We start from the raw sequence: 24,487 nt of genomic DNA, 5'->3' as shown, positions 1-24,487 counted from the left end.
GGTTCAGGATCTCTCGGACGCCTCTGCGGTCGATTCGGAAACCACTGCGAGCCAACGGGATCACCCCTTTGCGCGTCGGGCGGTGAGGACGTACCCGGACAGTTCGGGGTCGTCGTCGTCGATGTACGGCTCGGGATCGGCGTCCACTCGGTAGGTGCGGCCGCGCACGGTGACCGCTGTCCGGCCGTCCACACCGTCGGTGATCGGCAGGAACACGCGGATGACGGTGACCCGTGAATCCCTGTCCGACTCGGCGGTTTCCGAGACCGACATGGTCTCGACCAGACAGCCATCAACGGTCAGCGATCCGGACCCCGGGACGGGGTTGTTGTCGGAGTCGCGGCGCACCTCGCCGGTGAGGACGACGGTCTCAGAACCGAGCATCAGAGCAGTCGTCGAAGTAGGCCTGCGCGAGTGCGCGGGTCGGGATGCCGAGCTGCTCGCGGTGGTAGTCGGTGAACACCAGCGCGCCGCCAGGATTGGCGAGGGTGCCGGACTTCTGCCGCGGCCCCTCGAGGCGTCCGTACTGGATGTGACCGACGTAGGCGCCGGTCTGAATGGCGGTCTTGACCATCTCGATCGACACGGTGCGCGCCGCCGGGTTCGACTGGTCGATCTCGGTGCCGAAGGCCTGGCGGTACTCGTCGCGGATCTTCTCCCCGGCAGCGTCGAGGAGATCGGCGGCGTAGGTCCGCTGAGCTTGGGTGAGGGCGCGCCACACACTGACCAGATCGGTCACCGACACGAAGGCCGGAGGCGCACCCTCACCCGCGCTCATGACAGCGCCTTGATCAGGTCGGCGCGTTCCATGGCTGCCGCCTCGGCGCGATTGATCCCGATGGACTCCGCGTAGTCGACCAGGTCCTCGATCGGCGCGGTGTTCTTCGGCCGCGCGATCTTGGTAGCCCCAACCGCGGCAGCGGCCTGGGCTGCGGCGGTCGCAGCGTCCGGCTCAGTTGCACCGTCGCCACTCGCGGGATCGGCATCGGTGCTGGTGTCCTGGCCGTCGACGTTGTCGCCGTCGCCCAGGCCCGCGAGATCGTCGCCGTCGGAGTCACCCGAATCACCAGATTCCGGGACCGCCGGCAACGTGCCCTTCGGCTCGTCGCCGGTCGCCGGGTCGGGCACCGCGGGCACCGCGGGCTGTTCGTCGGCGACAGCATCGAACGCCCCGAACACCCCCGCAGCTTCGCCGCGTTTGACCTCGGCCGCGGGCAGATCCACGACGTCGCCGTAGTAGGCGCGGCGCCGCTTCTTGGCCTTGTCGCGGTACTCCCACGTCGCGACGCGGATCGTCTTCTTTGCCATCAGCCTGCCAGCCCCGTGACCTTCTTGATGCTGTACGGGTTGGTGATGCCCATGATCGGCTTCACCCACGACTGCACCCAGTTGCGGCGTGTCTTCTGCTCGCGCCAGGTCTCGCTGGACAGACCCTCTTCGTAGTCGAGGAATCCGACCTGGCGAGTCGCGACCGCGTAGCCTTCGCCCGCGGTGACGCGGTTCGATGCGAAGATCTCGATTTCGGCCTCGCGGAGGATCTCGTCGATGTCGGGTCCGTAGGCGACCCGCAGGTTGTGCTTCTCCTGCGGATTGAGGATCCACAGGTTGTACTCGACGCCGAGTTCTTCCTTGTCGGCGGCGAGCTGCACGGCAGCGAAGTCGGCGAACGGGCGCTCGTTGTTCGGCGTCGGAGACGTGCCGGTGAGGGTCACGTCCGACCAGTCATGGCCCGGGACCACTGCGGCGCCACCGACCGTGGCGATCGCCGCCTCGAGGGTGGAGACCGCCCGCGAATTGACCTTGCGCACGATGGTGTTCGCGAGCTGGGTGACCTGATTGTCGAAGTGCACCTTGTCGTTGCGCTTGACCGCCTCGTCGGAGATCCAGAACTTACCGCCCCAGTCCTCGGACTTCGCGACCTTCGGTTCGGTCCGGTCGCTGGTGATCACCGGGTACTCGGTGGCCGGCGCCCGTTCCTCGACGTCGCGCGAGAGGTAGAGCTCGTTCGCGGTGAGCTGGTCGTAGATGACCGCACCGGCGGCGACCGACGCGCCCGAGGACGCGAAGATCTTGTCGACGATGAATTTCTGCAGCGTCAGGTCGGCGAGCCGCTTGGTGATGCGGCCGGGCTGCTTGAGCGCAGTGTCGACGGTGAGCTGGTTGTTGCTGATGGTGGGCGCGCCGAGCGGGTACGCCACCGGAGCCGGATTCGGCATGGGTGTACTCCCTTCAGTACAGGTTGATCTCGGCGTCGCCGCCGTTGGTTGCTGCGGTGACGGCGTAGCCGACAGCCACACCCGATGCCTTGACGACGGCCACGCCGTTCGCCCCGACCTCGACCTCCTGGAACGCGGCCAAAGCCGCGCCGGCCGTCACGAAGACGACTCGACCCGATCCGCGCATGACCCGCACCAGCTCGCCGCTGGCGGCGTCGCGGCCGGACACGCCGCAGACGCGGCCGCCGGCATCAGCGTGCGCGACGGCGACGTTGCCGGCCGCGCGGTTCCCGGAGATCTTGAGGAACCGCTTGCCGGTCACCGCTGCCGAGCAGCGGCCCGAAATGTCCTGGCCGGGTTCGTAAACCGCGACGTTCTCGTTGGCCATGGGTCAGCCCTCCTTGTTCGGGGCGGTCGGCGCGGAGTCGAACCAGCCCAGGTTGTCGTTGTTGTCGGTGCCCTCGGGCGCCACGTTGTGGCCCGTCTCCGACAGCGAGACCACGGTCTCGGCCGGGATGGACGCGAGGGTCTGACGAGTTCCTTCCTCGTCCCGGCTCATGAGGGTGAGCCAATGCTCGCGGCGGCCCGGCGGGATCTTCCCGGCGTCGATCGCCGCGTCGACGACGCGCTCGCGGTCTTCGCGCTGCTGACGCTCGTGGGCCTCGCGGCCGAGAGACGCCTCGCGCTGCAGCGTCGCGAACGCCTCGCGGTCGATCGACACGACGCTGTCGGCCGCAGCGGCGGCGGCGACCTGCGACGTACCGGCGGTTGCGGCGGCCTCCTCGGCCGTGGTGGCGAGGGCCTCGACCGCGGCGATGATCGCGTCGAGGTCGGCGTCGTCCGCAAGCCCGAGAGCAGTGCGGAGGGCGGCCAGCTGTTCGTTCGTGATCTCCACGCCCGAACCTCCTTCTGTGGTTGCCCCGTCCGCAGCAGCGGCGGGAGTGGTGGACGCCGAGACCGGGCGGTCTGGGCGAGATTCGGCGCGCGAGGCGTACCGAATGACTGTGGGGGCCGACGCGGCGGCGGTCTCGCCGTCCGGGGCCGGCGCGGGGGCGGCTGTCGGCGCGGTGACGTCCTCGTAGCGCACAGCGACTTTCACCGGTGTGCCGAAGGTGACGCCGTCGGCGCCGTCGCCGTCCGGGGCGACGACCACCGGGACGCGCATCCGGTCGCCGGAGTCGTCGTCGACGACGATTAGCTGCATCGGATCGAGGGAGAACTCCTCGATCCAGTACGACCACGGCGCGTCGTCGTAGTACGCGCGGCGCACATCTTCGGTGGTGACGCTGGCGGCAACCACCTGAAGAGGGTTGCTCATGGGTTGTCCCTTCAATTCGACGGTGAACGGTGTCCCGGCATCGCTGGATGAGGCGGCGACGTCGACGCCGTAGAGGGTGGCGACGTCCTGGAGGCTGGCGAGGGTGCCGATCGCCGGGTGTGAGACGCCAAGCAGCGCAAGACCAGTCAGAACGAACCCGTGATCGTGTCGCAGAGCGCACTGGTGGTGCCATTCGCCCTCGATCGAGCGGTCAGGGAACGCCGAGGCCAGGATCGGACCGAGCCAGCCGGGCATTCCGACGAAATCGGCGACCAGGGTGTGTCCGTCGTCGGCGGTGGCCATGTTCGCCAGCCAGCCGACGGCCGGTTCACCGTCGAACCGCGGGTCGGTGTGGCCGAGCTTGAGGATCGGGCGCCGGACAGCCGGGCAGTCCAGCGCGGCAACGGCGTTCGTGAGGTCTTCGGTGGTGAAGGTGTGCAGGCCCGTGGATGCTCGCCAGGTGCCGGTCTTCATCAACTCGACCTGAGGCAGCCGCGACAGCGGCAGCGGCGTCGGAACCTCAATGACGGGAGTGGTCAAAACAGTTCACCTTGATTGGGATGGGCGCGCAGGCGTCGGCCGCGCTCAGCGGCGACCGGTGCAGGGGGAGTGGAGGTCACGCCCGCGGGCGCGGGGACGTCAGGGTCCTCGTCGCGGGCCTCGTCGTCGGAGGAGGGGATGGGCAGGCCGAGGTTCTGCCGGACCTTGCGCTCCACGAACACATCCGGCGACAGGAGGCCCGCCTCGACGAGCATCTTCAGCGCGGCCGCGGTCGCGTCCTGACGGCTGCCGATCTCGTCGAACACGATCTTGGGGGCGGGCTCGTCCTCGCCCCAGTTCAGATCGACGATGTCCCAGACGATGTGGTGATTGGCCGTCTCGCAGACGGATTCGGCGAGGGTCTGCTCGGACTGGACGAAGGTGTCGGCCTGCACCGAGGCGAGCGCGTAGCTGCCGCCGCGGTCGAGGTTGAGGAAGTGGGCGAGCCCGGCCAGCGCAATCTGCTTGTCGTTGTACTCGATCGCGCGCTGCGGGTCGGGAAGGTTGCCCGACACGCCCTTGAGTTCCAGGGTCCATCCCGGGGGAAGTCCGACACCGGCGTGGTTGCCGGCGCGGAAGCTCGAGGCGATCTCCTGCGCGCGGGCGACCTGCTTGGGATCGTCTTTCGCGCAGGTGACCACCGGCACGCCCATCGAGTTGCGGCGAATGCCGCCGCTCTGGGCCTTGAGGGTGTCGTCTTTGAGGATCCAGTGCTTGTAGGCGGGTCGCAGGATCGACGTCCCCACCCAGTTGCCGGGTTCGGGATCGCGCACGTATGCGACGAGCTTGTGCACAGGGATCTCGATGCCGGTCGGGGCGTAGACGGTTCGTCCGTCGAATGCGGGCGGGTTCTGCACGATCGACCGCAGCCCGCCGTCGCGCTCGACGTAGATCTTCGAGATGGTGCGCTGAGGTCGGGGGGCGAGCTTACGCAGGCGGTACCGCTTGGCTGCGCCCTCGCCGACCACCCGGTAGACCTGCTCGAAGTAGGAGTGTCCGTACTGCAGTTGCAGCAGGGCCATCTGAAGGTGCTGCGCCCAGGAGAAACGCGCGCGCGGGCGTCGCTGCGCCGAAGTGGTCGACGCAGCCGGGTCGGCGCCGAGGATCGGCAGATTCAAGTCCTGGGCGACGTGCTCGACAACCTCGTCCCGCGCGCCGTTGGGATCGAGATACCAGCCGGTGCGGCGCACGGGAAGTGTGATCGCCTGCAGCAACGAGGTGACGCGGCCGTCCTCGCGGGGCATCCGGTAGTAGATGTCCACCGACTGCGGCCACTGAAGAGTGGAGATCCGCTCTCCGTCGTCCCACTGCTGCCAATCCCGACCGTTCGGATTGACGTAGCCGACCTCGACAGAAGGCAACGCGCCCTCATCGTGCGTTGTCGTCAGCGGTTCAGTCACGGGCACCTCCCATCCATGGTCAGAACGCCGCCTCGAGGGCGTCGAAATCGTCGTCAGGCGTCCACATCGGTTCGTCGATCGCTTCGGTCGTGAGCGCGTCGGCGGGGAGTTCCGGCAATGTGCCGGCGCCGTCGATCTCGAACTCGAGCAGTCCCCAGCGGGCGAGTGTCGCGCCGACCAGCGGTGCGATGGCCGCACTGTCACGGCCCCATGCGAAGTCGCCCTGCGGCATGACGCGCTGCGTGGCGCCCAGCGCGGCGCGGGTCAACCAGGTCTGTCCGGGGTGATAGAGCTGCTCATCGGTTGCGTCGTCGAGGAACCCACGACAGGCGATGGCCATCTGCGGAGTGTTCGTCATGACGGGCTCGATGCCGGCCGAGATCAGCAGCGGCTTGAGGACCGCGGCCGGCGACTTGCTGTCGATGACCAGCGCGACCGGATCCCACATGTCGATGCACTTCTGCAGCATCCCGACCATCTGCGCATTGCGGTCGGTCGACCCGCACCACCCGACGTCGAGGTGGATTCGTCCGTTGAGCGCCCGCTGCGCGGCGACGATCGCCCACTCGCGGTCGCCGCCGTACGCGCGGTCCACGGCCAGCACGATCGAGCCGTGCAGCACCATGGTGGGCGGTGCGATCTGGTCGTTCCAGGTGTTCCTGGGGATGACGGAGCTGGACTTGTCGGGATCTTTGGGCCAGTGCCCGCGGCCGAGGCCCTCGGTCTCGTAGTCGCGCTGATCTTTCAGCGACGTCACCTCGTCGAGCGCCTCGGTGATCTTGTCGTCGGTCTGGATGACGCCGTAACTCGGGCACGCGTACCGAGCGGCCTCGAACGTGTCCCACTTCAACGCCGCCGGAGCCATGTACTCGCGGAACGCCAGTCCGCGGCCCTTGCCCAGGCCGCGGCGGCGGATACCGGCGAGCGCGTGACCCTTCTTGTGCTCGATCTCGTCGACCGCGCTAGAGGTGTAGATCTTCTGCGTTGAGTCCGCGGCCATCTGCGTCCACGCGAGCGCCGCGCGCTGCCCGCTGGTCAGGTTGTACGCCTCGTCGTAGACGATGAGATCGACCTTGGTGAAGCCGCGGCCGGCGTCGTTGGAGCGAGGCGCGAACGCGATCTTGGCTGCCGGCACCAGGACCGAGCCGTCAGGGCGCAGTTTCGGCTTGGTCTTGATGACCACCCGGCCCTGAGACTTCGTCGGCTTCGTCGCCAGCCGCCGTTTGAGCGAGGGACGGTCGTCGATCATCGCGATCATGCGCTCGCCCAACTCGAGCGCGGTTTCCCAGCGTTGCGTGGTAAACACGATCTTCTCGCCGCGCGCGAACAGACCGTAGAGGCAGCGCAGCATCAGCAACTCGGACTTGCCGGACTGCCGCGGGACGATCAGGCAGCACGACGGGTGGGTCCAGCCGCCGTTCGGGCGGGTGCGCAGCCACTCGTTGAGAGTGTCGCGCTGCCACGGCATCAGCCGCAGGCCGATCCGCGTGCCCAGGAGTTCGGCTTTCTGTCCGCGGGTCTCGTCACCGGGGAACGCCGAGTGGTGCGCGGGCTCCTGGCGGCCGGTGAGAGTCGGCCAGTCCGGGTAGTCGCCGGCCTCGGGCAGCTGAGCGATCAGCTCCTCGGCCGTCAGCTCGACATCAGCCGGTCGTTCGGCCAGCACCGTCACCGGTTAGCCGTCCTCGTCGGTCACGCCGTCGACATCGTCGCCAGTTCCGCCGCTACCAGCGCCCGCGCCGTCCTTCTGACGCCAGATCTGCTCGAGCAACATCCGATACGACGACGCCTGCGTGCGCGCGGCGCTCAACGCCGCGTCGATCGACACGCGAACCTCGCCGGAATCGTTGGTCACCAGCGTCATCCACGTGTCGACGTCGCCCGAGATCAGCTGATTGAGCTTGCACAGCCGATTCCACGTCCGAACCGCCTCGACGGCGAGGGTTCGCACCGATTCTGCGTCGCCTTCGCTGTACAACGAGTCGAACAACTCTTCCGAGTTCGGTTCCATCCCAGTGAAGTCCACGAGATTCGTCACCTCCCGGATGCGACGCGGAGGGTCGAGACGCAGCAACGGCGCCAGGGCAGTTCAGACCCCTTACTTGGCCGCGCTTTGAGGGCAATGGGACCCCGTTGACGCCTCGCCTCCCGTCCGGACCGAAAAGTGCCGGCCGTCAAAAAAATCCTGACTACCGCGGGGCGTCAGGGGCACCCCCACCCCCGAATAATCCAGGGGGTGGGGGGTAGACCCCGCCCCCGGCGGGGTGGGGGGTCCGGCAGGGTCAGATGGGCCAGTCCATGCGGCGCAAGTCGAAGTCCGAAAGCTGTTCGGGCACTCCAACTCCCGTCACGTTCGGTCTCTGGTCATCGCGTGAGCCGTCACCGCGCATGGAGTTGCACTTACCGTGCAGGAGCCGGTCGGTGACCATGCCGCCGGCCGCCCGGGGGACGCTGTGGTCGCCGGAGAGAGCCCGTCGGTCCCAGTTGAGTAGCGGATCGAGGAACATCGGCAGGCCACACCACCAGCACGGCGTGCCGTCGACGTGCTCGGTCTTGAGTGCGTCTGTCTGCTGCTGGTGGTCCCACCCGAGACCCTTCTCGGTGGTGGTCTTGGTGGTCATCGACGTGACCGACGGCTGGTTGCGTACTCGGCCTTGGCTACGTCAATCGCGCGATAGAGGTTGCGGCCCTGCTCATCTCGTCCCACTACTTCCAGCTTGTGGCGAGCGCGGTCGCGGGTGCAGTACCCGCGGTTGGCCCAGGACCGGACCGTCTTGGCCGACACCCCGCACAGGGTTGCTGCCTCGTCGGCGGTGATCAGGGAGTCGGTGCCCTCAGGTGCGAGGACGGCCGCTGTCTGGGTCATTCGATAGCCTCCACCCGAACGACGAAACCCCCGACACCGAAGCGGTGCGGGGGTTCCGGGCATAGCAATGCCAACGCGTTCATGCTACACGTAGCACCATCCATCGGCTACTGGCCCTTCATCTGCGTGTCGAGCATCAACGTCACCAGGAAGTCGTAGTGCTCATCGGCCACGTAGTACCCGCACTCGTCGCAGACGATGAAGTCCAGGCCATCCATCCCGCGACGACGGACCAACGTCAACATCTGGCACAGTGGGCACGGCAGCGGCAGCAGATGACGGATCGTCGCGTGACCAGTCCGACGCCGAATCGCGTTGTGCACGTCGAACAACTCGCTGAACGCGTCGTCCTCCAGCTCCCACTCCCACAGCCATGGCGCCGGCATCGACATCGACGACACCGGGACCCGGCGCTCGAGCATCCACTCAAGCCTGGGCTCGAGGTACTTCCACGCGGCCACGATTACCTGGCGCTCAGTGCGCATCCGCCGGCCATCCGGTGAACACATCGGTGTCGGCAGTGACTCGCCCCGGTCGGTGGCCACGAGGTTGTGCCACTCCCAGAACAGATCCGCGATATGCCGACACTGATCCGACGCCCACTCTGCAGGGTGGCCGTACTCCTTCACATTCGACGAGCGCCCGCCCCGCGACGACGGGGTGGGCAACGCACGCGACAGGTGAATCCAGTCCTGCGTGAGCCAATACAGCAGGCGTCGCAACCGATCTGGCGTCACCTTCCGTTCCGGCGGTGGCAGCGCCCGCGCCGTCGCCGTCACGGAACGAACCTCAACCGCCGCAACGCCGAAAGCAGTCGCCCAGAACGACGCGGTGTCGCCGGGGTGCCGCCGATCGTGAAGCTGCGTGGATCGGCGTTCGTCACCTCGTCCACGAACACCCGACCATCGATCTCCACGCCCACACGATCACCCTCGGCAATCGCACCGTCGCGCCACACCACCCACGGAGCACCCCAAATAACGCCTCCCCAATCGAACTGTGGCCTGCGCAGCCCGGCGGCGATGAGCAAGGCCCAGTCCCACCCATACGGTTGGACCTCGGTCGACGACGACCACACGATCGGATCTCCGTGCGGGCCGTCGACCTCCACCCACTCGAGCTGGCCGCCCAGATCAGGCGGGTCCTCGCGTGTGTGAATCGCCAACGCCCGCAGGTACGACGCATCAGGGTTGTCCTCGTCGTACGCAACGTCACGCACCGCAAAGTCGCGGGAGGCGTCAGGAACCAAATTCAGCGACGCCCGCACGTGGTTGACCACGATGGTCAGCACTGCATTGCGTGAGGGACCACGGACCTGCGTGCTCAGCCCGAACACCGACATAGTCGTGTACTCGATGTCGATGTCCACCATCTCGGCATCCCGCAGGTGCGTGAGATTGGCGCGCAGCCACCGAGCGCGGCCGCGGATCGGGCGCGGCGGCATCATCCAGGTCGACACTTGGCCGCCCACCATCGCCGCGAACGAGGTGCGCCGGGCTGCCGCGAGGGTGCAGAACCGGCAGGTGCACGACCGTCCGTTCTCGGCGAAGCCCACCTGCGCTGTGGTGAGCGCGCCGATGAACTCTGAGCCCGGGCAGAGGACCTCGGAATCGTCGTCGGCGTAACGGTATCCGTCGATGATCGCGCTGTCGGCGTACTCGGGTTCCTCGCCGCGCCGCCTCGCTTCTGCGACACGGTTGCCGTACTCGAGGCGCATCTCCTCGAGACGCTCAGTGATCGGCAATCCGTGCCAGTCCGATCCGCAATGCCCGCACGGGCGATCCGCGTCGTCCGCGCGGGCCTCTGCGACGGCCTCTCCCTGGGCCAGTTGGTCGTCGATCAGTGCGTCGATGTCGCCGATCAGGTCATCAGTGCGGTTCAACGGTGGCCTCCTCGGGCTCAGCGGTGCGGAGCCGGCAGTACCGCTCGTACTGCGACGACCGCGAATGTGTGGGTAGGTGAAACCATTTCGGACCCCACGGCGTGCCCATCCGAGCGATCGGATGGCCGCAGTGCCGACACGACGACGTCGGGACGCCGGTGGCACCAGCGCGCGGCAGAACGCCGGTCACGCGGTGATGGCTCTCAGAGTCTTCGGCCGCGGCCATCAGCGCCGCCACCTCACGGTGATGCAGCCGATGCCGCCGCGCCAAGCTGCGAGGGCCGCGCGCACGGCCGCGATGAACGAATCGCCCTGGTACTGAACGAAGTCGCGGGGATCTTCGTCGCCGAGGTCCGCCCAGGCGAGCACCTCCCACCGGCAGCCCATCGTCAGCGTCCCGCCCAGTCGGCGTGGTCGAGGTCGTCGTACTCGTGATCATGATCATGCGGGTCCATCGGCGTTCTCCTGAATTTCGTCGCCGCACTTCCAGCACGGCTCGGGTAGGTGATGGGTCGGGCAATCGGTTGAGGTGACCGGCGACGGCGGGCCGCGCCAGCCGTGCCAGGGGGAACCGAACCCGTTGGCCGGGGCCTGCACGCCCGGGGGTGGCAGACCAGCATCCAGAGACCCCGGGGTGGGGGAGAGATCCTCAGAAGCGGGTTGGGCACGGGAACGGGATCGGGGACGTTTCCGGCGACGGGGCTTTCGAGGACCGGGTGACGGTTGGGTGGTGGGTTGCGGCAACCCAGAGCTCTCACCCTTCCCCAGACCCCAACCCACACCCTGACCCTGACCCTGACCCTGACCTGGCCCGCGCCCGCGCGGGACAGCTCGAACGGCCTGGTTTCCGGCTGGTACCAGGGTGGTTTCAGAGTGGTCCGGCGGGTGGTCGCCGGGCGGTCGACCGTCTGGGGCGGGTGCGGCGGGATCGACCGGCCGGGATGTACCCGGCATGGTCGGCCCAGCGGCGTCACCAGCCTCCGACGGTCGACCTTCGCGGCGACCTGATCGGACCGGCGAGTGAGGCTCCACGGGTGTGGCTGCTCCGGACGTCGCGGGCGGTGCGGCGGGATCGGCCGGACGGGAGCGACCCGATCCGGACGGCCCAGCGGCGTCACCTGTCTCCGCGACCGGGCCACCACTACCAGGGGTGTCCTCACTCGCATCGGACAACGACGGACGGGGCGGTGGCAGCAGCGTCATGCCGGCCTCCTGCGGTGTCCGGTTGCCCTTCCTCTGATTGCACTCATGGCACGCCAGCACGACGTTGCGGATGCCCGCGACTTTCCGCGGGTCCACATGGTCGAGGTGTGGACGTTTCTGTGAGCGTGTGTCTTTCAACTTCAGCGTCGCCCCGCAGTAGCGGCACCCACCCACAGCGGGGTCGGCAGGGTCGATGCAGTCACGCGCCCACACCTGGGCGATGAGTTTGGGGTCCTTCAGTTCCTGGCGCTTGGCCTTGTTTATCGAGGCCTGCGCCGCCGGGGTGTAGCGCATATCGAACCAGTCGTGAAACAGCCAATGCCCCTGCGGAACCGCGGGACACCGCGGGCAGTCATGCCCGGACGCGTGCCAGAACCCGACATCGACGAGCCGCTGCGCGAGCTGCTCGGCCACCGTTGGGTTGAGGATCACGCGCACCAGATCGGCCCGGGACACCAAACCATCGGTACCCGCACCCAACACCTGGGATTGAGCACCCGACAGCATCCACAAACCGAGCGCCGCGAGACCCTCAACGGTGCCATCCATCACCGGCTCGACCAGCTGACGCGTCTTACGCGACTGCGGCAACTGATCATCAACCTGGAAGAACGGCAACGGACACACTCACTTTCACACTGGAAACGAAGCACCACACGACATGACGCCAGGGGAGGGGGGAGCGCGAGCCATCACCCATCGCCACCGTTCGCCAGTTCGAGAAGTACGTCGGCGTGGCACGGCTGATCGAGCGGGCACCAGCAAGCGAGGTCCCGGCCGTGGAGCTGCTGACAGATCTCCCGCTCTGTCGGCGGATCAAACGTGTTGAGATGATGCACTGTCCCGTTGAGCCACCGGCGATACAGATCAACGGCGTGCGCCCGGTCTCGGACGCGCAGATCCTTGGCGCCCGACATGGTCTTGCTGCGGTAGTGCAGACGGTCGTAGACCTCGCCGACGACGAACGGGTTGCCAAACCGGGATGGCCGACCGACGTAGACCGCACCCTCGGGCATCCGCCAGCCCTTCATGCGGTGGCGCCGGATGCGTTGCGACATCAGCTCTCACCGCCGTGGGCGCGCGGGTTGCTGTTGCACGACTCGCAGTCGCACGACTTCGTGAAGCCGGCCGGTCGACGGATCTCCTTGAATGCCCCGTCGTCCTTGACCTTCCACCGGCGCGGCGCACCGGCCGAGGTCTCTGTGGTGACGGTCGATCCCGGACCGATTCGGCTCATTGCTCGCGCTCCGGCTCGATCGGCTGCAGCTGGCCGCCGTGGAGCGCCTGGGTCTCAGCGAGGCCGCGCGCGCCGTCGGGGGTGTTTCGCCACGTCCACTGACCACCACAGTCGCGGCACCTGTACGTCGTAGTCGTGCCGTCAGAAGGTCGTGGCGGTGACAGCGCGTCGAACCAGTCGCGCGTCCACATCACGTCGCCCATGGCTGTGTGGCGGGCGTACAGCGGCTTTCCGTCCTCGTCGGTGGTGGGCACGCCGACGCGCGCGGAGAGGTCGTCTGAGCGCCAGGGGAGCGCGATGTGCTCGCCGGCGGCCAGGAGCACGCCGAGGGTGACCGCGGGGAGGTCGAGCAGGTGGTAGTGCCACGACGGTTCCAGGTCGGCTATCGCGAGGAGTCGGTCGAGCATCCCTGCGTCGAATGTGGGGTTGACGCCGACAATGTGGGTTCCGGTGAGCGCGGCGTGGATGATGCTCGCTGCGCCGGCGCGGGTGTACACGTGCATGTCGCTGGCGGCCCCGAACCGGTGGTCGTGGTCGGCTCGGAAGTCCTCGCGGAGTGTGGCGGCCGCGGCGAAGTCGTGGTCGATGTGCAGGTGCACTGTTGATTCCGACCCGTCGGGCCTGCGGATGATCGCGGCGAACTCCCAGACCTCGGCGTCGCGGCCGAGGCCGGTGGTCTCGGTGTCGACGAACGCGACTGCACCCGTGATCATGCGCGAGGCCGCGATCACGAGACGTCCTCTGCGACGGCGTACGCGCGGTCGAACTCGGCCGGGTTCAGGATTTCGACGTCGTCGTCATCCCAGACGAACCACCATCGTGCCGGCACCCGCTGTGGGCTGGGGTCCGTGGCGCTGCGGTGGACGACGAGGAACGCATCCGCGTGGTCGAGCACATCCCCACGGCTGCGGTCCGTTTCGTGCTCGTCGCGCAGGTGGTGCTCGTAGCCCTTCGGCACTGGCCACACGATTACGCGGCCGTTGAGCAGTCGGGCGATCTCCTCGCCGCTGTGGTAGCGGCCATCCCACTGGATCGCCTGCTTCGGGCGAACGTGCGGAGTGACGCGAACTTGCTGCTGGGTCATCACATGTCTCCGGTCGGTTGGTAGCTGACGCGACTCGTCGCCCACGTATAACTGCGGAATCTGTGGTCGCCCCTGTGCTTTCGCTTCAACTCGCAGTGCCAGTGGGAATAGCCGCCTGACCGTGGTGGTGGGGTTTGTTGGCAGGTGAAGGGGACCTTGCCGTGGACGGCTGCGTGCAGTGCCTTGTAGTAGATCCAGCGGCGCAGCCCGAACCACTGGGCGCGGGCTTTGTGTTGCCAGAGGAACCACCACACGAACAGGCCTGCGTTGATGTCCTGCCACGGGAGGGGTTGCAAGTTGCCGCCGTGGTCGGGGTGGTTGGGATACAGGCCGACCTTGGTTGTGCGGCCGTCGTCTTGGAGGTCGTAGAGCCGCCAGGGGATGTCGCCGCCCGTGGCGCGGACATCGGCATACCGGGTCGTGATGTAGCAGCCGAACCGCTGGTCGAAGTCGGCGACGAGTGAGGTGGCGATGCCTTCGACGTACTGGGTGGGGATCCACCACAGGTCGCGTCCGCGGGGCGGGTCGGCGTTCCCGCAGAAGTTGCGGCCGACGAGCCACATGACCGGGCGCCCCCACGAGTACCAGCGATTCCAGTCGCCGACGGCGCGCGCGATCCGGGACCGCAGGGTGTCGTCGTGCTCGACCATGGTCCAGCCGCGGTGGCGCATCCAGCGGGACGCGACGCGCGTCATGTTGGCGTGGTTCATCGGACGTCCCTCCACCAGACGGAGAAGCCGCGGCGGCCGAGCTTCACCCAGCAGCCGCGTCGGTGGCGCTTGACGCCCCACTGCCGTGCGCTCGGATGGCTGCGAGTGCTCCAGTCGACCGCCGGTAGGTACTCGATCTTGAATCGTGGGGTGGTGGTCATCGGGTGGCTCCATTCGCGTGACGGCTGGCGAGCGCCTCGCACACCTCGGCACCCAGTTCCTCGGCCAGGCGTTGCTGCGGCTCGTCGGGGGCGTGGACGTACAGGTCGGCCAACGCGTCGACGTCGACGGTGATGCGCCCACTGCGGTCCTTGCCGTACTTCCGGATCGACCGGGCCTGCTGGTCGCGGCTATGGGCGCGCGAGCAGTCCGCGCACGGCTTCTCCTTGCGGTGCTTGTGGGCCTGGTAGCCGGGTTCGGTGCCGCACTCGGCGGTGCCCGGCCGGCGGCGGGGCCTGGTCGCCTTCGTGATCTCCGCGTGGTAGTCGGCGAGCACGTCGCACACCTCGGCGCCGAGGTCGCCGATCAGGCGTTGCTGCTGGTCGCCGGGGGCGTCGAGATACAGGGCGGCGAGGGCGATCACACTGACCGTGAGGCGCTTCCTGCGTCCGGTGCGGATCGCGTAGGCCTGCCGGTTCTGTCGGTGGGCGTGCGCGCATGGCTCGCACGGCTCCTGTTTGCGGTACTTGTGGGCCCACCATCCTGAGTCAGTGCCGCAGCCGTCGGGGCCGGTAGGCGGGCGACCCCGGACCGGCTCGTATCCCTCGAACTCCATCTCGGTCAGGTCTTTTCGCACGAGTTCGACAGGGACGCCGAGCTGTTCGGCGATCGCCTCAGGTTTGTGCGTGGTGGCGAGCTGGCCGACCCGGATCTGACGCTGCCCGGTGGTCATCTCGCGCGGGGTGATGGTCTGTGCTCGCATCGTCACCACAGCCCCTCGGTGTTGATGCCCAGCGAACGCGCTGAGGCGGTGATGGTGTCCGCAAACTGCCGCCCCGTGGACCCCACGACGCTGACGACGGACTGGATGAAGGAGCGGAGCTGGTCACGCTGCGCGGTCACCCGCTCGAGCTGGTGGGCGGTTGTGCGTTCCAGGTCGACGATGCGGGCGCGCTCGCGTTCGGTCTCGGCCAGCTCGAGCTTGAGTTCCCGGACCTGGCTGGCCAGCGCGGTCGCCGCGGTCTGCGCGACCATCAGGTCCTCGATCCGGACGAGGGTCTGCCCAGTGGACGCGTCGTAGGTCTTGATGATCTGGTTCGTCATGCCGGGACCTCCGCAGCCTCGGGCACCATCGCCGGGAACGGGGACACGAACAGTCGGCCGAGGTCGTACTCGACGCGCACACCGGTCGGCAGCGGGCCGATCTCCACGACGTCGCCCGGCGACCACGCCGCGGCCGGCAACCGCCACACCTCGCAGCCATCGACATCGCGGCGCACGAACACCAGCCGCGTCTTGACCGTCGTGGCCACCACCGGCCGCGACCCGTCTTTCTCGCGGCGCCGCGGCAACGCGCACCCACCGCCATGGCGGACACGCACCCACGTCGGCTGCCCAGTAGGGACTTTCGGGAACTCACTCATCAGGGTTGTCCTCTTCCTCAGCGGGGAGGGTGTCGAGCACCTTCTGCAGGTCGCTCGCCTTGACCAGGACTGCGCGGGCCTGGCTCTTGTTCTCTTCGTCGGCGTGGCTGACGATCCCGCGCTTGGCGAGCTGGTCCAGGAGCCGATCGGCCAGGCCGTAGCCGATGCTGAGGCGGCGCTGCAACATCGATGCGGACCCGAACTGAGTGGAGATGACGATCTGCGCGGCGTCGCGCAGGAAGCGCGTTGCGCTCTCGTGGGAGGTCATGCGACTCACGTCGTCGAGATCGACGACCTTCTGGACGTCAGGCACCGGGAGCCGGCGGACCCACGCGTCGAGCCAGCCCTTGTGCCGCAGGCGATCGTCCTCATCGAAGCGAGTCGGCATCACCAGACCGAGGAACGAATCGCCGCAGCGCGCGAGGATCGGCGACCGCTCAGCGCCCGGTGTCGACAGCACCAGCGGCTTGTTCCCGTACACCTTCGCTGCGACCTTCAACCGGGCGAGGAGATCTCCGTCCACCGAGAACGTGTCGAGGAGGCCGGCGGGCCGGGCAAGCTGGTTCGCGAACAGCTGCGGGATGTCGGGGAAGGCCGAATGCGCTGGCATGGCCGGGAACTCGAGCACTTCGCCGGGCACCATGCCGGACACGTCCGTCACGCGGATCACCATCGACTCCAGATTCGAGTCGGAGCCCGGCGTCAGAGTCCGCTTCGCGCGCAGCTCGATCCGGAGCTGCCACTCAGGTGCGTCGTCCCGGTTCTCCTTGCCGACGGTAAACACCGACAGGATCATCGCTACATCGGTCAACGTGAGGTCGATCGACCCGACGGTCGCCGAGTCGGCATCCCACACCGACACCAAACCCATCGCCGCGGTGAACCGATCCGTCGCGGCGACCGTCACGTTCTCGGTGTCCACATAGCAACGCACCCGGTTGATCATCGGCAGCTCGTCATCGCGACACGCATACGGAGACACCGACCGCAACGCCTGACGAAAGTCCTGCGTCCCCACCGTGAACGACATCAACGTGGTCACGAGTAGTCCGCCGATCCGGTGATGGGGGCGAGTCCCGCCGGCACCTGAGCGATCTCTTGCGGAGAGTGGCCGCGGCGGTGGAGCTCTGCGAGCAGCCGTGCGCAGTCGTGCTGGTTGCCTGATGCTCCGAGCTGTTCGTCGAGGACGTCTACCCGGGCCTGATCGCCGCTGGCATACGCTTCGGCGAGCTGACAGATCGCCAGTTCGTATCCCCACCCGTCGAGTAGGAACTGCTCACCGGCCGCATCACGGAACCTGTTGATGCGCGCGCGAAGCCAGTCGGGGAGTGCTTCCTCTATCGCCCACCACTCGGCCTTGTGCTTCTCCAGCTCGACAACCTTGCGATTGTGGAAGTCCTGCGACTGCTGGCGGGACTGCTCCGCGAGCTGCTCGTTGGTCATGCGGAACCGCCACCGACCCGATGCATCGCGGAGGCCGGTGATCAGAGAGAAGTTCACCGTTTCGAGCTCGAACACGTCACCTGGTGCGAACGGTTCGCCGATGTCGGCCTTCAACCGGACGAACCCCGTGTGCTCGACAGTCGAGAACTCGTAACTGTCCCCGCGGTCCCGGCACTCCTTGACGACGTACCGGTCTAGCGACCGCGGGCGCGCAGCCCATGCCTCCGGATCGTGTGAGTCACTCATGAGATTCCCCCGCCGCGAAGAGTTCTCGTTGCCCCGGTGTCACTGGATGCTCGGCCGACCCACGTTCGTTGACCCACCGGTAGATCTGCTCTCGGCGCTTCTCCGACAGCGAGTGCCACCAGTCGTCGGGATGCACGGTCAGTCCTCATCGCTGGCCTCTTCGGCGGCGATCTCCGCGCGGGCCTGGTCGATCACGGCCGTCTCGACGTCGGACAGCACGTATCCGAGGTCGGCGAGCATCTCGCCGTACGCGACGAGGAACTTCAGATCGTCGAGGTCAAGGTGGGTCAGCCAGCCATCGACTAGAGCGCGTGCAGGCGTATGGAACACCGACGTCCACAGGATCGCGAGGAGGACGCTGGCCGGCTTGCGCGAGGTCGAGAACCACGCCCGGGCCGTGGATTCCAGCTCACCCTCGGCGACCACTCCACCGTCGATGAACGGCCACGCGTCGGGGAAGTCCCACTCGTTGAACCCCCAGAGGGAATGCTCTGCGGCGAGTGCGGTGGCCTTGGTCGCGGCGTCGTCGTCGCCGGTGGCGATCAGGTTGCGGACCCACTCGGTGCGTACTGTCGCCGCTGCCCTCAGCGCGTCGCGTCGTTCCTCGTCGGCGCGTTCTTCGTCGGTCGGCTCGCGGTGCGCGGGCTCGTCCGCGGTGGTGGCACCGCCACCGACACTCGGCGCTGCGTCCGTAGCAGTCTCGGTGGTGTTGTCGGCCGCTGTCGGTGTCGGGTCGGGTGCCGAGAGGATGACGAGTTCCTCGCTCACCATCTTGGTGCCAACCCACAGCGACCTCGACTCGGCGACGTGGAGGTAGGCAACCGTGTCCGCACTCTGAGCGTCCTCGAGGACGCTCTGCTCGACCGGCCACTCGAAGCTCTCGCGCACCATCTCCGGTGCGGTCGTTCCCAGTTTCTCGGCCGCTGACGAGGTGAGGTCGCGTCGCGCCTCCCAGCCGGTGACGACCTCTATGCCCGCGGCTTCGGCTGCCTTGCGGATCGCGGCGACCCGTTTCCGCTCGGCGTCGCGGTCGAGCTGCTGCTGCTTGGCGACCGCCCAGTTGTTCGTGCCGAGCGCGTTCTCGAGTTCGGCGAGATCTCCGGCGTGGTCGGCGTGGTCGGCGATGAACACGGCATCGGCGAGGGTGACCTCGTGTTCGGTGAGTCGGGCCTTCACGTCGTCGGAGAGCTTGGCCACCTTGACTCGGCTGCGGACCCGCGGCGAGGTCATGCCGGTGCGGGACGCGATCTGCTTCTGATTCAGGCCGAGGTCGAGGAGCAGGGCCACGCCGTCGGCCTCCTCGACGGCGGTGAGGTCCTGGCGCTCGATGTTCTCGGCGAGCATCGCGGCGATCTGGTCGGCCTCGTTGGTGTTCGCGGTGTCGACGATGCACGGCACCGTCTTGAGCCGCAGTTTTCTCGCGGCCGCGAGACGCCGGTGGCCGGCGATCAGGATGTATTTGTCGGGCTTGCCGTTCGGTGCGACGACGAGCGGCTGTTGGATGCCCTGCGCGGCGATCGAGTCGGTGAGGCTGGTGATGTCGCTGATGTCGCGGCGGATGTTCTTCGGGTGCGCCACGAGCTGGGACGGCTTCAGGTGGGCCAGCTCGGTCGTGGGTTCGGTGGCGGTCGGCATTGGGAGATCTCCAATCGTGTGCGGGCGAGGGAGGTGGACGGCGGTCAGGCTCGTGCGAGCCGGTTGATGCGCCGCGACTTTCGTGCGACTCGGTTCTTCGCCCGCCGGCGGACGGTGCGGGCGATCCGCGGGTCCGGGACAAACTCGGTGGAGCCGTCGGCGTGGATGATCACCTGGTCGTCGGCGTACCCCTGATAGACGCCCTGCACCACGACGTAGCCGCGGCCGGGAAGGTATGCGGGCTTGTCCATCCCGTGGAGGATCGCCGCCTCATAGCTGGTGAGGTCTCGGTGATCGTCGCGGTGGGCGAACCGGCTCGCCGGTTCGCCGGTGGGTTCTTGTAGTTCCGGGTGGGCAGCGTCGAAGCGCCGCAGGACCCGGGCGCCGGGAGTGTTCCTCATCATTGATCCTCTGCAGTCAGTGGTGGGGTCAGTTGTCCGATGTGACCGAGTGGCCCAGTACGGCCTCGGCACGGTCTTCGGCGTCGCACTCGAACCGTCGATCGACTCCGGTCACGACGTAGTCGGCGATGTCGATGAGCGGGGCCGGGTCGACCGCGCCGCTCGAGACGAACGACTTGGACGCGAGAACATCGCGAGCCGCCTTGAGCGCCTCGACGCGGGCGAGCTGCTGCTCGCTGAGGTGTGTTTGCGTTGCGGTGTCGGGCATTACGGGTCTCACTTCCTGTGTGCGGTTGAGGAGGGGCGGACGATCTCCACCCCGGCAGGTTTCGGGTTGCGAGGGCGGCGGGCCGTGCACGTTGTGGCGTGGAGGGTGAACAGCATCTCTCCGGCGCCGACTGCCTCGGCCAGGTCGAGTCCGGACAGGCGCCGACCCCAAGCGATCTGGCGTGACCGGTCGTTCGGGTCGGGGCGCGTGGTGCGTCGCACCGTGCCCGACGGGTCCGACGACAGATCGACGAGCATCCACGTCTCTTCGCGCTGAGCCTCATTTCGCCACCACGCCACCGGCGCGTTGCATTTGGAGCATCGGCGCGGACCCCGGCTAGCCATTGGCCGGCCAGACTGCGAGTTGGTTGTGCAGGTCGTAGAGCGCGGAGAGCTCGGCGCCGCGGCGGATCACCGCGTCAGTGGACAGGAAGTCCGCGCGCGATACCGCCGAGGAGATCCCCACCGACCGCAGACGGCCGCGGTGCATCGGGGCCGGCAGCTGGAAACGCGGGCGGGCGGGATCGATCATGTACGCCTCGGCGCGCATCACGAACTCGTCGAGCTTCGCGGACTCCGGGTCGCCGTCGACCTCCACACCGTCGACGTCGGTCACGGTCAACACCACAGACACGTTGTGCTGCACCCGAATGCGGTTGACCGTCTCATTGATGCGGGCAGCGTGAGCGAACTCTGCGGCCACCGCGACATCGACGACGGCCTCCAGGGGCGGCACCAGCCGCAGATGCCGGCTACCCACGGCGCGCCGCCTTCCGGATCGTCGCGAGCCCGTCAGGAACAAACTGGGCGACCGAGAACGCCAACGCCTCATCCGGGAACGCGGTCGTCAACCGGGCCATGTTCTCCGGGTCGGCCTTGCTCATCGCGACGAACAACGCGACGCGGAACCCGCCGGCGCGGTGACCCTCACGGCCACGGGTGAACTCGTAGAGCACCTGTGCCGCGCACTCCCGATTGATGCCGTACGCAAGCTCGTCCAATGCCGCGCCGGACAACGTCGGATGCGTCTGCGCCAGTGCGTCAGCCACTTCCGCCGGCATCATGTCGCCGCCGCACGGTCGGGGGTGGGCACCAGCTCACTGACGTGGACCAACTGATTACTGCGGCCGACGACGCACAACAGCACCTCGTCGTCGAGCGGTAGATCCGAGAGGCCTGCGCGCAGAGCGTAGGTGAGTGCGATCCGGTTGTCGGTGGCCGTCTTCCACGACGTCTGCGCCTTGCGATCCCAGTAGTCTTCGACCGTCACCGTGACCGGGCTCGGTCCGTTGACGTGTCGCAGCACTGCGGGCACCTTCGTTCCGGCGGATGGGTGCGGAGCTGTGTGGATGACGCTCACTGGTCGGACTCCACGATCTCGCCGTGCTTGATGGTGAGCGGTTCCCAGCGGCGCTGAGTCCGGCGATCGATGAGGAGCAGGACACCGACGAACATTCCGGCGGCGGCCATCCAGCAGGCTGCGAGGTTCTCGGTGAAGGTGTTGACGAGTTCTTCGAACATGAGGCTGGCGCCCTTCATGAGTGAATCGGATGGGGGAGAGGTCAGGCAGGTAGCGAGAGTCGTGGGCCTGGCGCGCGGTTGTAGGCGGCGACCGCGACCCGCGCGATGCACTTCCACAGCGCACCACCGGATGTCGACGCGGATTCCTTCGCGCGGGCGACGAGCTGCTTCGGGGTGATCGCAGTCAGCGCGTCAGCGAGCCGTCCGGTGTCGAGGTCGTCGCCGCACTCCCAGAGAAGGTGCGCGAGGCCCTTGATCACGAGCGCCGCCCGTGCGGCGGTGTCACCGGGCCACACGTCCCCGATGAACTCGAGGACGTAGCGCAGCGCCTCAGGGTCGATGTTGGTGTAGACGTACTCGAGGGCCGCGAAGCACTGGATCGAGTTCGGCCCGGGCATGTGGGTGACTTCCAGGCCGTGTGACTGCGCCATCCGGTCGATGTCCAGTACGCGCTGTTCGCCAGCAGCGCGGCGTGCGTACCAGCGGTCCCACACCTGCAGACTCTTCGTCTTACGGTCGATGTCCCAGAACAGTTGCGCCTCTTCAGCGACCGACAGCCCAGTGTGGACGTTGCAGACCAACACCATCTCGGGCTCGACCGTCTGCGCCGCTTTCCAGCGGTGCTGGCCGTTGATGATCGCGTAGCGAGGCGAGTTCGGCGGAGTGTGTTCGCCGCGATCAGAGACGTCGATGACTCCGACCAGGCGCGGGTCCCACGTGTGCGCCATCGACTTGGCCCGGTTCACGTCGAGCTCGCGCTGATAGGCCGGATCCGCGAACAGATCGTCAACCCGGAGAGCAGTCACATATGTCGAGGGCGTAGTCATCGCTGCTCACCGCCATCGATCCGTCGACCCGACAACCCGCCGAGGGGGACGGCGGGCTGTCGAGCGCGGCCCTTACGCTGCAACCACCGAACCGCCGCAAGGAGCGGTCCGGTCACATAACGGGTTACGAGCCCGTGCAACGCAAGGAGAATGTGGTGGAACTTCCGCAGCTGCCCAACGTTTCCGACGAACTCCCGACCACCCAAGGGCTCGTCGACCAACTGCGCACGCTCAGATCCGACGACGACTTCGGAACGCTCGACCTCTACGTCGGGGCCGCAGACGCGTACTTCGTCGCAGCCATCGCTGCGCTGGAGACCCGGATCGCCGAACTCGAGGTCGGGCCATAAGCCCGCGTTCGTCGTGGGAACCGGGACGCCCATCGCGTTCCGGGGCACGTTATCCGCATGCGCCGCCGCGATGTTCATGCCGAAGCCTTCGTCGCGGCCGTCCGACTCACGTAGTCCTCGACCGCAGTGCGCTGAATCACGTACGGCCCGTTGGGGCCATCGAGCTTTCCGAGGACGGGGATCTCGCCCGCTTCGATGAGCCGGATGACGGTGCGGGACGACTTGCCGATCAGCAGGCCCGCCTGTGTGCTTGTGAGTAGATCAGCTCCGGACATGTGCAGAAGTGTTGTGCATTGCACAACGTCTGTCAACCGACACGCGTCAAGGAACTGACTGAATTACAGCAGTTGACGCATGACGGACGTCGGTCAATAATGGTGCGCATGACCGAGCAGATGGATTTCGCCGTAGTGCCTGAAGTGACACTCGGCTGGCGCATTCAGATGGCTCTCGACCACGCGGGCCTGAAGCAGACCGACCTCATGGAGCGGTTCGAGATCAGTCGGGGGACTGCATCGCGGTGGTGCCGTGACGCCAAGCCGGCACCGAAGAAGTTCATCCTGAACGAGATCGCGGTGATGTGCGGCGTCTCGGCCCGGTGGTTGATCGATGGCGATCTTCCGTCCGGGCCGGACGGTGGCGGTGATGAGTGCCCCCACCAGGGCTCGAACCTGGGACCTGCGGATTAMAAGTCCGTAGCTCTACCAACTGAGCTATAGGGGCAGGGCCCCGGCGAGCCGGGGCGTCGATGAGTTTACAACGTGTGCAAACGGTGCGAACGTGACCCTCGGTGTGCGTGTCGTCGAGCTGGTCGCGATGCTTCGTTTATGGGGCTGACCAGTCGATTTGTGGTTTGCGCGAGACCTGTCATAAGCTATGCGAGCTCCCAACGGAGAACACGACCGGCCCCCTTCGTCTAGCGGCCTAGGACGCCGCCCTTTCAAGGCGGTAGCGCGGGTTCGAATCCCGTAGGGGGTACGCCTGCGCGGCACTCGGCAACGAGGACCGCGCAGATAATTTAACAAGGCCCTGTGGCGCAGTTGGTTAGCGCGCCGCCCTGTCACGGCGGAGGTCGCGGGTTCGAGTCCCGTCAGGGTCGCCAAAGGTTTCGGTTCATCGTCAACCGGTACCTTCCGGCCAGGTAGCTCAGTTGGTACGAGCGTCCGCCTGAAAAGCGGAAGGTCGTCGGTTCGATCCCGACTCTGGCCACCACAACGATCCCCAGCAGTCTGAGACTGCTGGGGATTCTTTGTTCGAGCGAACGCTGGACGTGTGAGACGCGAAGGTTCGAGCCGTGATTGTGGTCCGAATCGCAACGGCCACAACGGATTCACCCGATCGTACGACGCACGCGAGGTGCGAAATCTCCGTGACGCGGGCATGATGGTCCGGTGAACGCGATACCGGGGGGTACGCCGCGTCTACCCTCACATGCCCAATTCCCGGAACAACCCAGCCACGGCTCGGCGCGGCATACTGCCGACGCCGAGAGTTCCAGCCCACCGACCTACCGGTACGAGTACAAAGACCCGTACGCACCCATGTCGACCGCCAAACAAGTGGTGCTCGGGTGCGCGATCTCGTTGGTGCTCATCGCCTTTGCGGTGGCGGCGTTCCTCATCGGGCAAGGGTGAGGTTCTCGATGTAGGTCGCCAGGTGGTTTCGACTCGGCGCCTCGCTCCGCTCGGTGCCGGCTCAACCAGCGGGGGGGGGGGTGGGCGGCTCGCCCAGCGGCTCGGTGCCGGCTCAACCAGCGGGGGG

The 24,487-nt window shown here is 67.3% G+C and carries 37 protein-coding genes, 4 tRNA genes and 1 pseudogene; 6 read left to right on the top strand and 36 right to left on the bottom strand.

Translation table 11 applies throughout. From position 1 onward, the window contains the following. Positions 1–60: 60 nt before the first annotated feature. The 34 genes from A9310_RS12970 to A9310_RS12810 all read right to left on the bottom strand — a co-directional run bounded on the left by A9310_RS12970 (position 61) and on the right by A9310_RS12810 (position 22,376). The gene (locus tag A9310_RS12970) at positions 61–384 is read right to left on the bottom strand and encodes a hypothetical protein (protein ID WP_065630971.1); all 324 of its coding nucleotides are present in this window, start codon (positions 382–384) and stop codon (positions 61–63) included. Then, positions 371–778 carry a hypothetical protein gene (locus tag A9310_RS12965; RefSeq protein WP_065630970.1) on the bottom strand — a complete coding sequence of 136 codons (408 nt, stop codon included), beginning with the start codon at positions 776–778 and terminating at the stop codon, positions 371–373. The genes A9310_RS12970 and A9310_RS12965 overlap by 14 nt, the downstream gene beginning before the upstream one ends. Then, the gene (locus tag A9310_RS12960; RefSeq protein WP_065630969.1) at positions 775–1,308 is read right to left on the bottom strand and encodes a hypothetical protein; all 534 of its coding nucleotides are present in this window, start codon (positions 1,306–1,308) and stop codon (positions 775–777) included. The genes A9310_RS12965 and A9310_RS12960 overlap by 4 nt, the downstream gene beginning before the upstream one ends. Further along, positions 1,308–2,216: a major capsid protein gene (locus tag A9310_RS12955; RefSeq protein WP_065630968.1), complete on the bottom strand. Its 909-nt coding sequence runs from the start codon at positions 2,214–2,216 to the stop codon at positions 1,308–1,310. Before A9310_RS12955 ends, A9310_RS12960 begins: the two co-directional genes overlap by 1 nt. Before the next feature lie 13 nt (positions 2,217–2,229). Continuing rightward, the gene (locus tag A9310_RS12950; protein WP_065630967.1) at positions 2,230–2,604 is read right to left on the bottom strand and encodes a capsid cement protein; all 375 of its coding nucleotides are present in this window, start codon (positions 2,602–2,604) and stop codon (positions 2,230–2,232) included. Positions 2,605–2,607: 3 nt separating this feature from the next. Next, positions 2,608–4,074, bottom strand: a complete 1,467-nt coding sequence (locus A9310_RS12945; protein WP_254661251.1) for a phage protease — start codon at positions 4,072–4,074, stop codon at positions 2,608–2,610. Further along, entirely contained in the window at positions 4,071–5,474 is a 1,404-nt protein-coding gene (locus A9310_RS12940; protein WP_254661250.1) for a DUF935 family protein, read from the bottom strand. The genes A9310_RS12945 and A9310_RS12940 overlap by 4 nt, the downstream gene beginning before the upstream one ends. A 19-nt stretch (positions 5,475–5,493) precedes the next feature. Further along, positions 5,494–7,143, bottom strand: a complete 1,650-nt coding sequence (locus A9310_RS12935; protein WP_065630966.1) for a hypothetical protein — start codon at positions 7,141–7,143, stop codon at positions 5,494–5,496. A 3-nt stretch (positions 7,144–7,146) separates the two neighbouring features. Then, positions 7,147–7,509, bottom strand: a complete 363-nt coding sequence (locus A9310_RS12930) for a hypothetical protein (RefSeq protein ID WP_083207361.1) — start codon at positions 7,507–7,509, stop codon at positions 7,147–7,149. Between the two features lie 244 nt (positions 7,510–7,753). Continuing rightward, positions 7,754–8,092: a hypothetical protein gene (locus A9310_RS12925; RefSeq protein ID WP_065630965.1), complete on the bottom strand. Its 339-nt coding sequence runs from the start codon at positions 8,090–8,092 to the stop codon at positions 7,754–7,756. Next, entirely contained in the window at positions 8,089–8,337 is a 249-nt protein-coding gene (locus A9310_RS12920; RefSeq protein ID WP_065630964.1) for a hypothetical protein, read from the bottom strand. The genes A9310_RS12925 and A9310_RS12920 overlap by 4 nt, the downstream gene beginning before the upstream one ends. Before the next feature lie 107 nt (positions 8,338–8,444). Next, positions 8,445–9,116, bottom strand: coding sequence for a hypothetical protein (locus tag A9310_RS12915; protein WP_139104616.1), 672 nt, complete (start codon positions 9,114–9,116; stop codon positions 8,445–8,447). Next, positions 9,113–10,219, bottom strand: coding sequence for a hypothetical protein (locus tag A9310_RS12910; protein WP_065630962.1), 1,107 nt, complete (start codon positions 10,217–10,219; stop codon positions 9,113–9,115). Before A9310_RS12910 ends, A9310_RS12915 begins: the two co-directional genes overlap by 4 nt. A gap of 225 nt (positions 10,220–10,444) precedes the next feature. Then, complete coding sequence (locus A9310_RS25920; RefSeq protein ID WP_175401133.1) at positions 10,445–10,606, bottom strand: hypothetical protein; 162 nt, start codon at positions 10,604–10,606, stop codon at positions 10,445–10,447. Between the two features lie 54 nt (positions 10,607–10,660). Then, a complete protein-coding gene (locus tag A9310_RS26475; RefSeq protein WP_083207366.1) occupies positions 10,661–11,716 on the bottom strand; it encodes an HNH endonuclease in 1,056 nt (351 codons plus the stop codon). A gap of 398 nt (positions 11,717–12,114) precedes the next feature. Then, complete coding sequence (locus A9310_RS12900; RefSeq protein WP_065630960.1) at positions 12,115–12,480, bottom strand: DUF4326 domain-containing protein; 366 nt, start codon at positions 12,478–12,480, stop codon at positions 12,115–12,117. Beyond that, the gene (locus A9310_RS12895) at positions 12,480–12,659 is read right to left on the bottom strand and encodes a hypothetical protein (RefSeq protein ID WP_065630959.1); all 180 of its coding nucleotides are present in this window, start codon (positions 12,657–12,659) and stop codon (positions 12,480–12,482) included. The genes A9310_RS12900 and A9310_RS12895 overlap by 1 nt, the downstream gene beginning before the upstream one ends. Further along, positions 12,656–13,390, bottom strand: coding sequence for a hypothetical protein (locus A9310_RS12890; RefSeq protein ID WP_065630958.1), 735 nt, complete (start codon positions 13,388–13,390; stop codon positions 12,656–12,658). The genes A9310_RS12895 and A9310_RS12890 overlap by 4 nt, the downstream gene beginning before the upstream one ends. Continuing rightward, positions 13,387–13,746, bottom strand: coding sequence for a hypothetical protein (locus A9310_RS12885; protein ID WP_139104614.1), 360 nt, complete (start codon positions 13,744–13,746; stop codon positions 13,387–13,389). Before A9310_RS12885 ends, A9310_RS12890 begins: the two co-directional genes overlap by 4 nt. Continuing rightward, a complete protein-coding gene (locus A9310_RS12880) occupies positions 13,743–14,453 on the bottom strand; it encodes a hypothetical protein (RefSeq protein WP_139104613.1) in 711 nt (236 codons plus the stop codon). The genes A9310_RS12885 and A9310_RS12880 overlap by 4 nt, the downstream gene beginning before the upstream one ends. Continuing rightward, a complete protein-coding gene (locus tag A9310_RS25915; RefSeq protein ID WP_175401132.1) occupies positions 14,450–14,614 on the bottom strand; it encodes a hypothetical protein in 165 nt (54 codons plus the stop codon). Before A9310_RS25915 ends, A9310_RS12880 begins: the two co-directional genes overlap by 4 nt. After that, positions 14,611–15,375, bottom strand: a complete 765-nt coding sequence (locus tag A9310_RS12875) for a hypothetical protein (RefSeq protein WP_065630955.1) — start codon at positions 15,373–15,375, stop codon at positions 14,611–14,613. The genes A9310_RS25915 and A9310_RS12875 overlap by 4 nt, the downstream gene beginning before the upstream one ends. Positions 15,376–15,377: 2 nt before the next feature. Further along, positions 15,378–15,716: a hypothetical protein gene (locus A9310_RS12870; protein WP_065630954.1), complete on the bottom strand. Its 339-nt coding sequence runs from the start codon at positions 15,714–15,716 to the stop codon at positions 15,378–15,380. Continuing rightward, on the bottom strand, positions 15,713–16,036 hold the full coding sequence (locus A9310_RS12865) for a hypothetical protein (protein ID WP_139104612.1): 324 nt from the start codon (positions 16,034–16,036) through the stop codon (positions 15,713–15,715). The genes A9310_RS12870 and A9310_RS12865 overlap by 4 nt, the downstream gene beginning before the upstream one ends. Continuing rightward, positions 16,029–17,078, bottom strand: a complete 1,050-nt coding sequence (locus tag A9310_RS12860; RefSeq protein ID WP_065630952.1) for a DNA translocase FtsK — start codon at positions 17,076–17,078, stop codon at positions 16,029–16,031. The genes A9310_RS12865 and A9310_RS12860 overlap by 8 nt, the downstream gene beginning before the upstream one ends. After that, positions 17,075–17,725 (bottom strand): hypothetical protein, encoded by a 651-nt coding sequence (locus A9310_RS12855; protein WP_065630951.1) that lies wholly within the window; start codon positions 17,723–17,725, stop codon positions 17,075–17,077. The genes A9310_RS12860 and A9310_RS12855 overlap by 4 nt, the downstream gene beginning before the upstream one ends. Positions 17,726–17,863: 138 nt before the next feature. Further along, complete coding sequence (locus tag A9310_RS12850) at positions 17,864–19,360, bottom strand: ParB/RepB/Spo0J family partition protein (protein WP_065630950.1); 1,497 nt, start codon at positions 19,358–19,360, stop codon at positions 17,864–17,866. Between the two features lie 44 nt (positions 19,361–19,404). Next, positions 19,405–19,761 carry a hypothetical protein gene (locus A9310_RS12845; RefSeq protein ID WP_139104611.1) on the bottom strand — a complete coding sequence of 119 codons (357 nt, stop codon included), beginning with the start codon at positions 19,759–19,761 and terminating at the stop codon, positions 19,405–19,407. Between the two features lie 28 nt (positions 19,762–19,789). Further along, on the bottom strand, positions 19,790–20,029 hold the full coding sequence (locus A9310_RS12840) for a hypothetical protein (RefSeq protein ID WP_065630948.1): 240 nt from the start codon (positions 20,027–20,029) through the stop codon (positions 19,790–19,792). A 336-nt stretch (positions 20,030–20,365) separates the two neighbouring features. Then, positions 20,366–20,788: a hypothetical protein gene (locus A9310_RS12830; protein WP_065630946.1), complete on the bottom strand. Its 423-nt coding sequence runs from the start codon at positions 20,786–20,788 to the stop codon at positions 20,366–20,368. Beyond that, positions 20,781–21,077: a hypothetical protein gene (locus A9310_RS12825; protein ID WP_139104610.1), complete on the bottom strand. Its 297-nt coding sequence runs from the start codon at positions 21,075–21,077 to the stop codon at positions 20,781–20,783. Before A9310_RS12825 ends, A9310_RS12830 begins: the two co-directional genes overlap by 8 nt. 11 nt (positions 21,078–21,088) lie before the next feature. After that, positions 21,089–21,334 carry a hypothetical protein gene (locus tag A9310_RS12820; protein ID WP_065630944.1) on the bottom strand — a complete coding sequence of 82 codons (246 nt, stop codon included), beginning with the start codon at positions 21,332–21,334 and terminating at the stop codon, positions 21,089–21,091. A 50-nt stretch (positions 21,335–21,384) separates the two neighbouring features. After that, positions 21,385–21,567 carry a hypothetical protein gene (locus tag A9310_RS12815; protein ID WP_065630943.1) on the bottom strand — a complete coding sequence of 61 codons (183 nt, stop codon included), beginning with the start codon at positions 21,565–21,567 and terminating at the stop codon, positions 21,385–21,387. 23 nt (positions 21,568–21,590) lie between these two features. Further along, positions 21,591–22,376 carry a DUF6551 family protein gene (locus A9310_RS12810; RefSeq protein ID WP_065630942.1) on the bottom strand — a complete coding sequence of 262 codons (786 nt, stop codon included), beginning with the start codon at positions 22,374–22,376 and terminating at the stop codon, positions 21,591–21,593. Between the two features lie 155 nt (positions 22,377–22,531). Here A9310_RS12810 and A9310_RS12805 point away from each other — a divergent pair, with 155 nt between their 5' ends. Beyond that, positions 22,532–22,726: a hypothetical protein gene (locus tag A9310_RS12805; protein WP_139104609.1), complete on the top strand. Its 195-nt coding sequence runs from the start codon at positions 22,532–22,534 to the stop codon at positions 22,724–22,726. Between the two features lie 74 nt (positions 22,727–22,800). Here A9310_RS12805 and A9310_RS12800 read toward each other — a convergent pair whose 3' ends face one another. Further along, the gene (locus A9310_RS12800; protein ID WP_083207359.1) at positions 22,801–23,001 is read right to left on the bottom strand and encodes a helix-turn-helix domain-containing protein; all 201 of its coding nucleotides are present in this window, start codon (positions 22,999–23,001) and stop codon (positions 22,801–22,803) included. A gap of 99 nt (positions 23,002–23,100) precedes the next feature. Between A9310_RS12800 and A9310_RS26590 the strand changes: the two are divergent. Continuing rightward, positions 23,101–23,319 (top strand): annotated as a pseudogene (locus A9310_RS26590) (helix-turn-helix domain-containing protein); the annotation flags it as partial. 57 nt (positions 23,320–23,376) lie between these two features. Here the strand turns inward: A9310_RS26590 and A9310_RS12795 are convergent. Next, a tRNA-OTHER gene (locus A9310_RS12795) sits at positions 23,377–23,449 on the bottom strand. Between the two features lie 182 nt (positions 23,450–23,631). On the opposite strand from A9310_RS12795, the gene A9310_RS12790 reads away from it, so the two are divergent. From A9310_RS12790 to A9310_RS12775, 4 genes are all read left to right on the top strand, one after another. Continuing rightward, a tRNA-Glu gene (locus A9310_RS12790) sits at positions 23,632–23,704 on the top strand. A gap of 47 nt (positions 23,705–23,751) precedes the next feature. After that, positions 23,752–23,828: transfer RNA gene (locus tag A9310_RS12785), tRNA-Asp, on the top strand. Between the two features lie 33 nt (positions 23,829–23,861). Continuing rightward, positions 23,862–23,938 (top strand) — tRNA-Phe (locus tag A9310_RS12780). 179 nt (positions 23,939–24,117) lie between these two features. Next, positions 24,118–24,360 (top strand): hypothetical protein, encoded by a 243-nt coding sequence (locus tag A9310_RS12775; protein ID WP_065630940.1) that lies wholly within the window; start codon positions 24,118–24,120, stop codon positions 24,358–24,360. The last annotated feature ends 127 nt before the right edge of the window (positions 24,361–24,487 follow it).

It is taken from the genome of Gordonia sp. UCD-TK1 (assembly GCF_001691435.1).
In the GTDB taxonomy this organism is placed as follows: Bacteria; Actinomycetota; Actinomycetes; order Mycobacteriales; family Mycobacteriaceae; genus Gordonia; species Gordonia hongkongensis.
The sequence above is the reverse complement of the archived record's forward strand: the minus strand, read 5'-3'. Positions and strand labels throughout refer to the sequence as shown.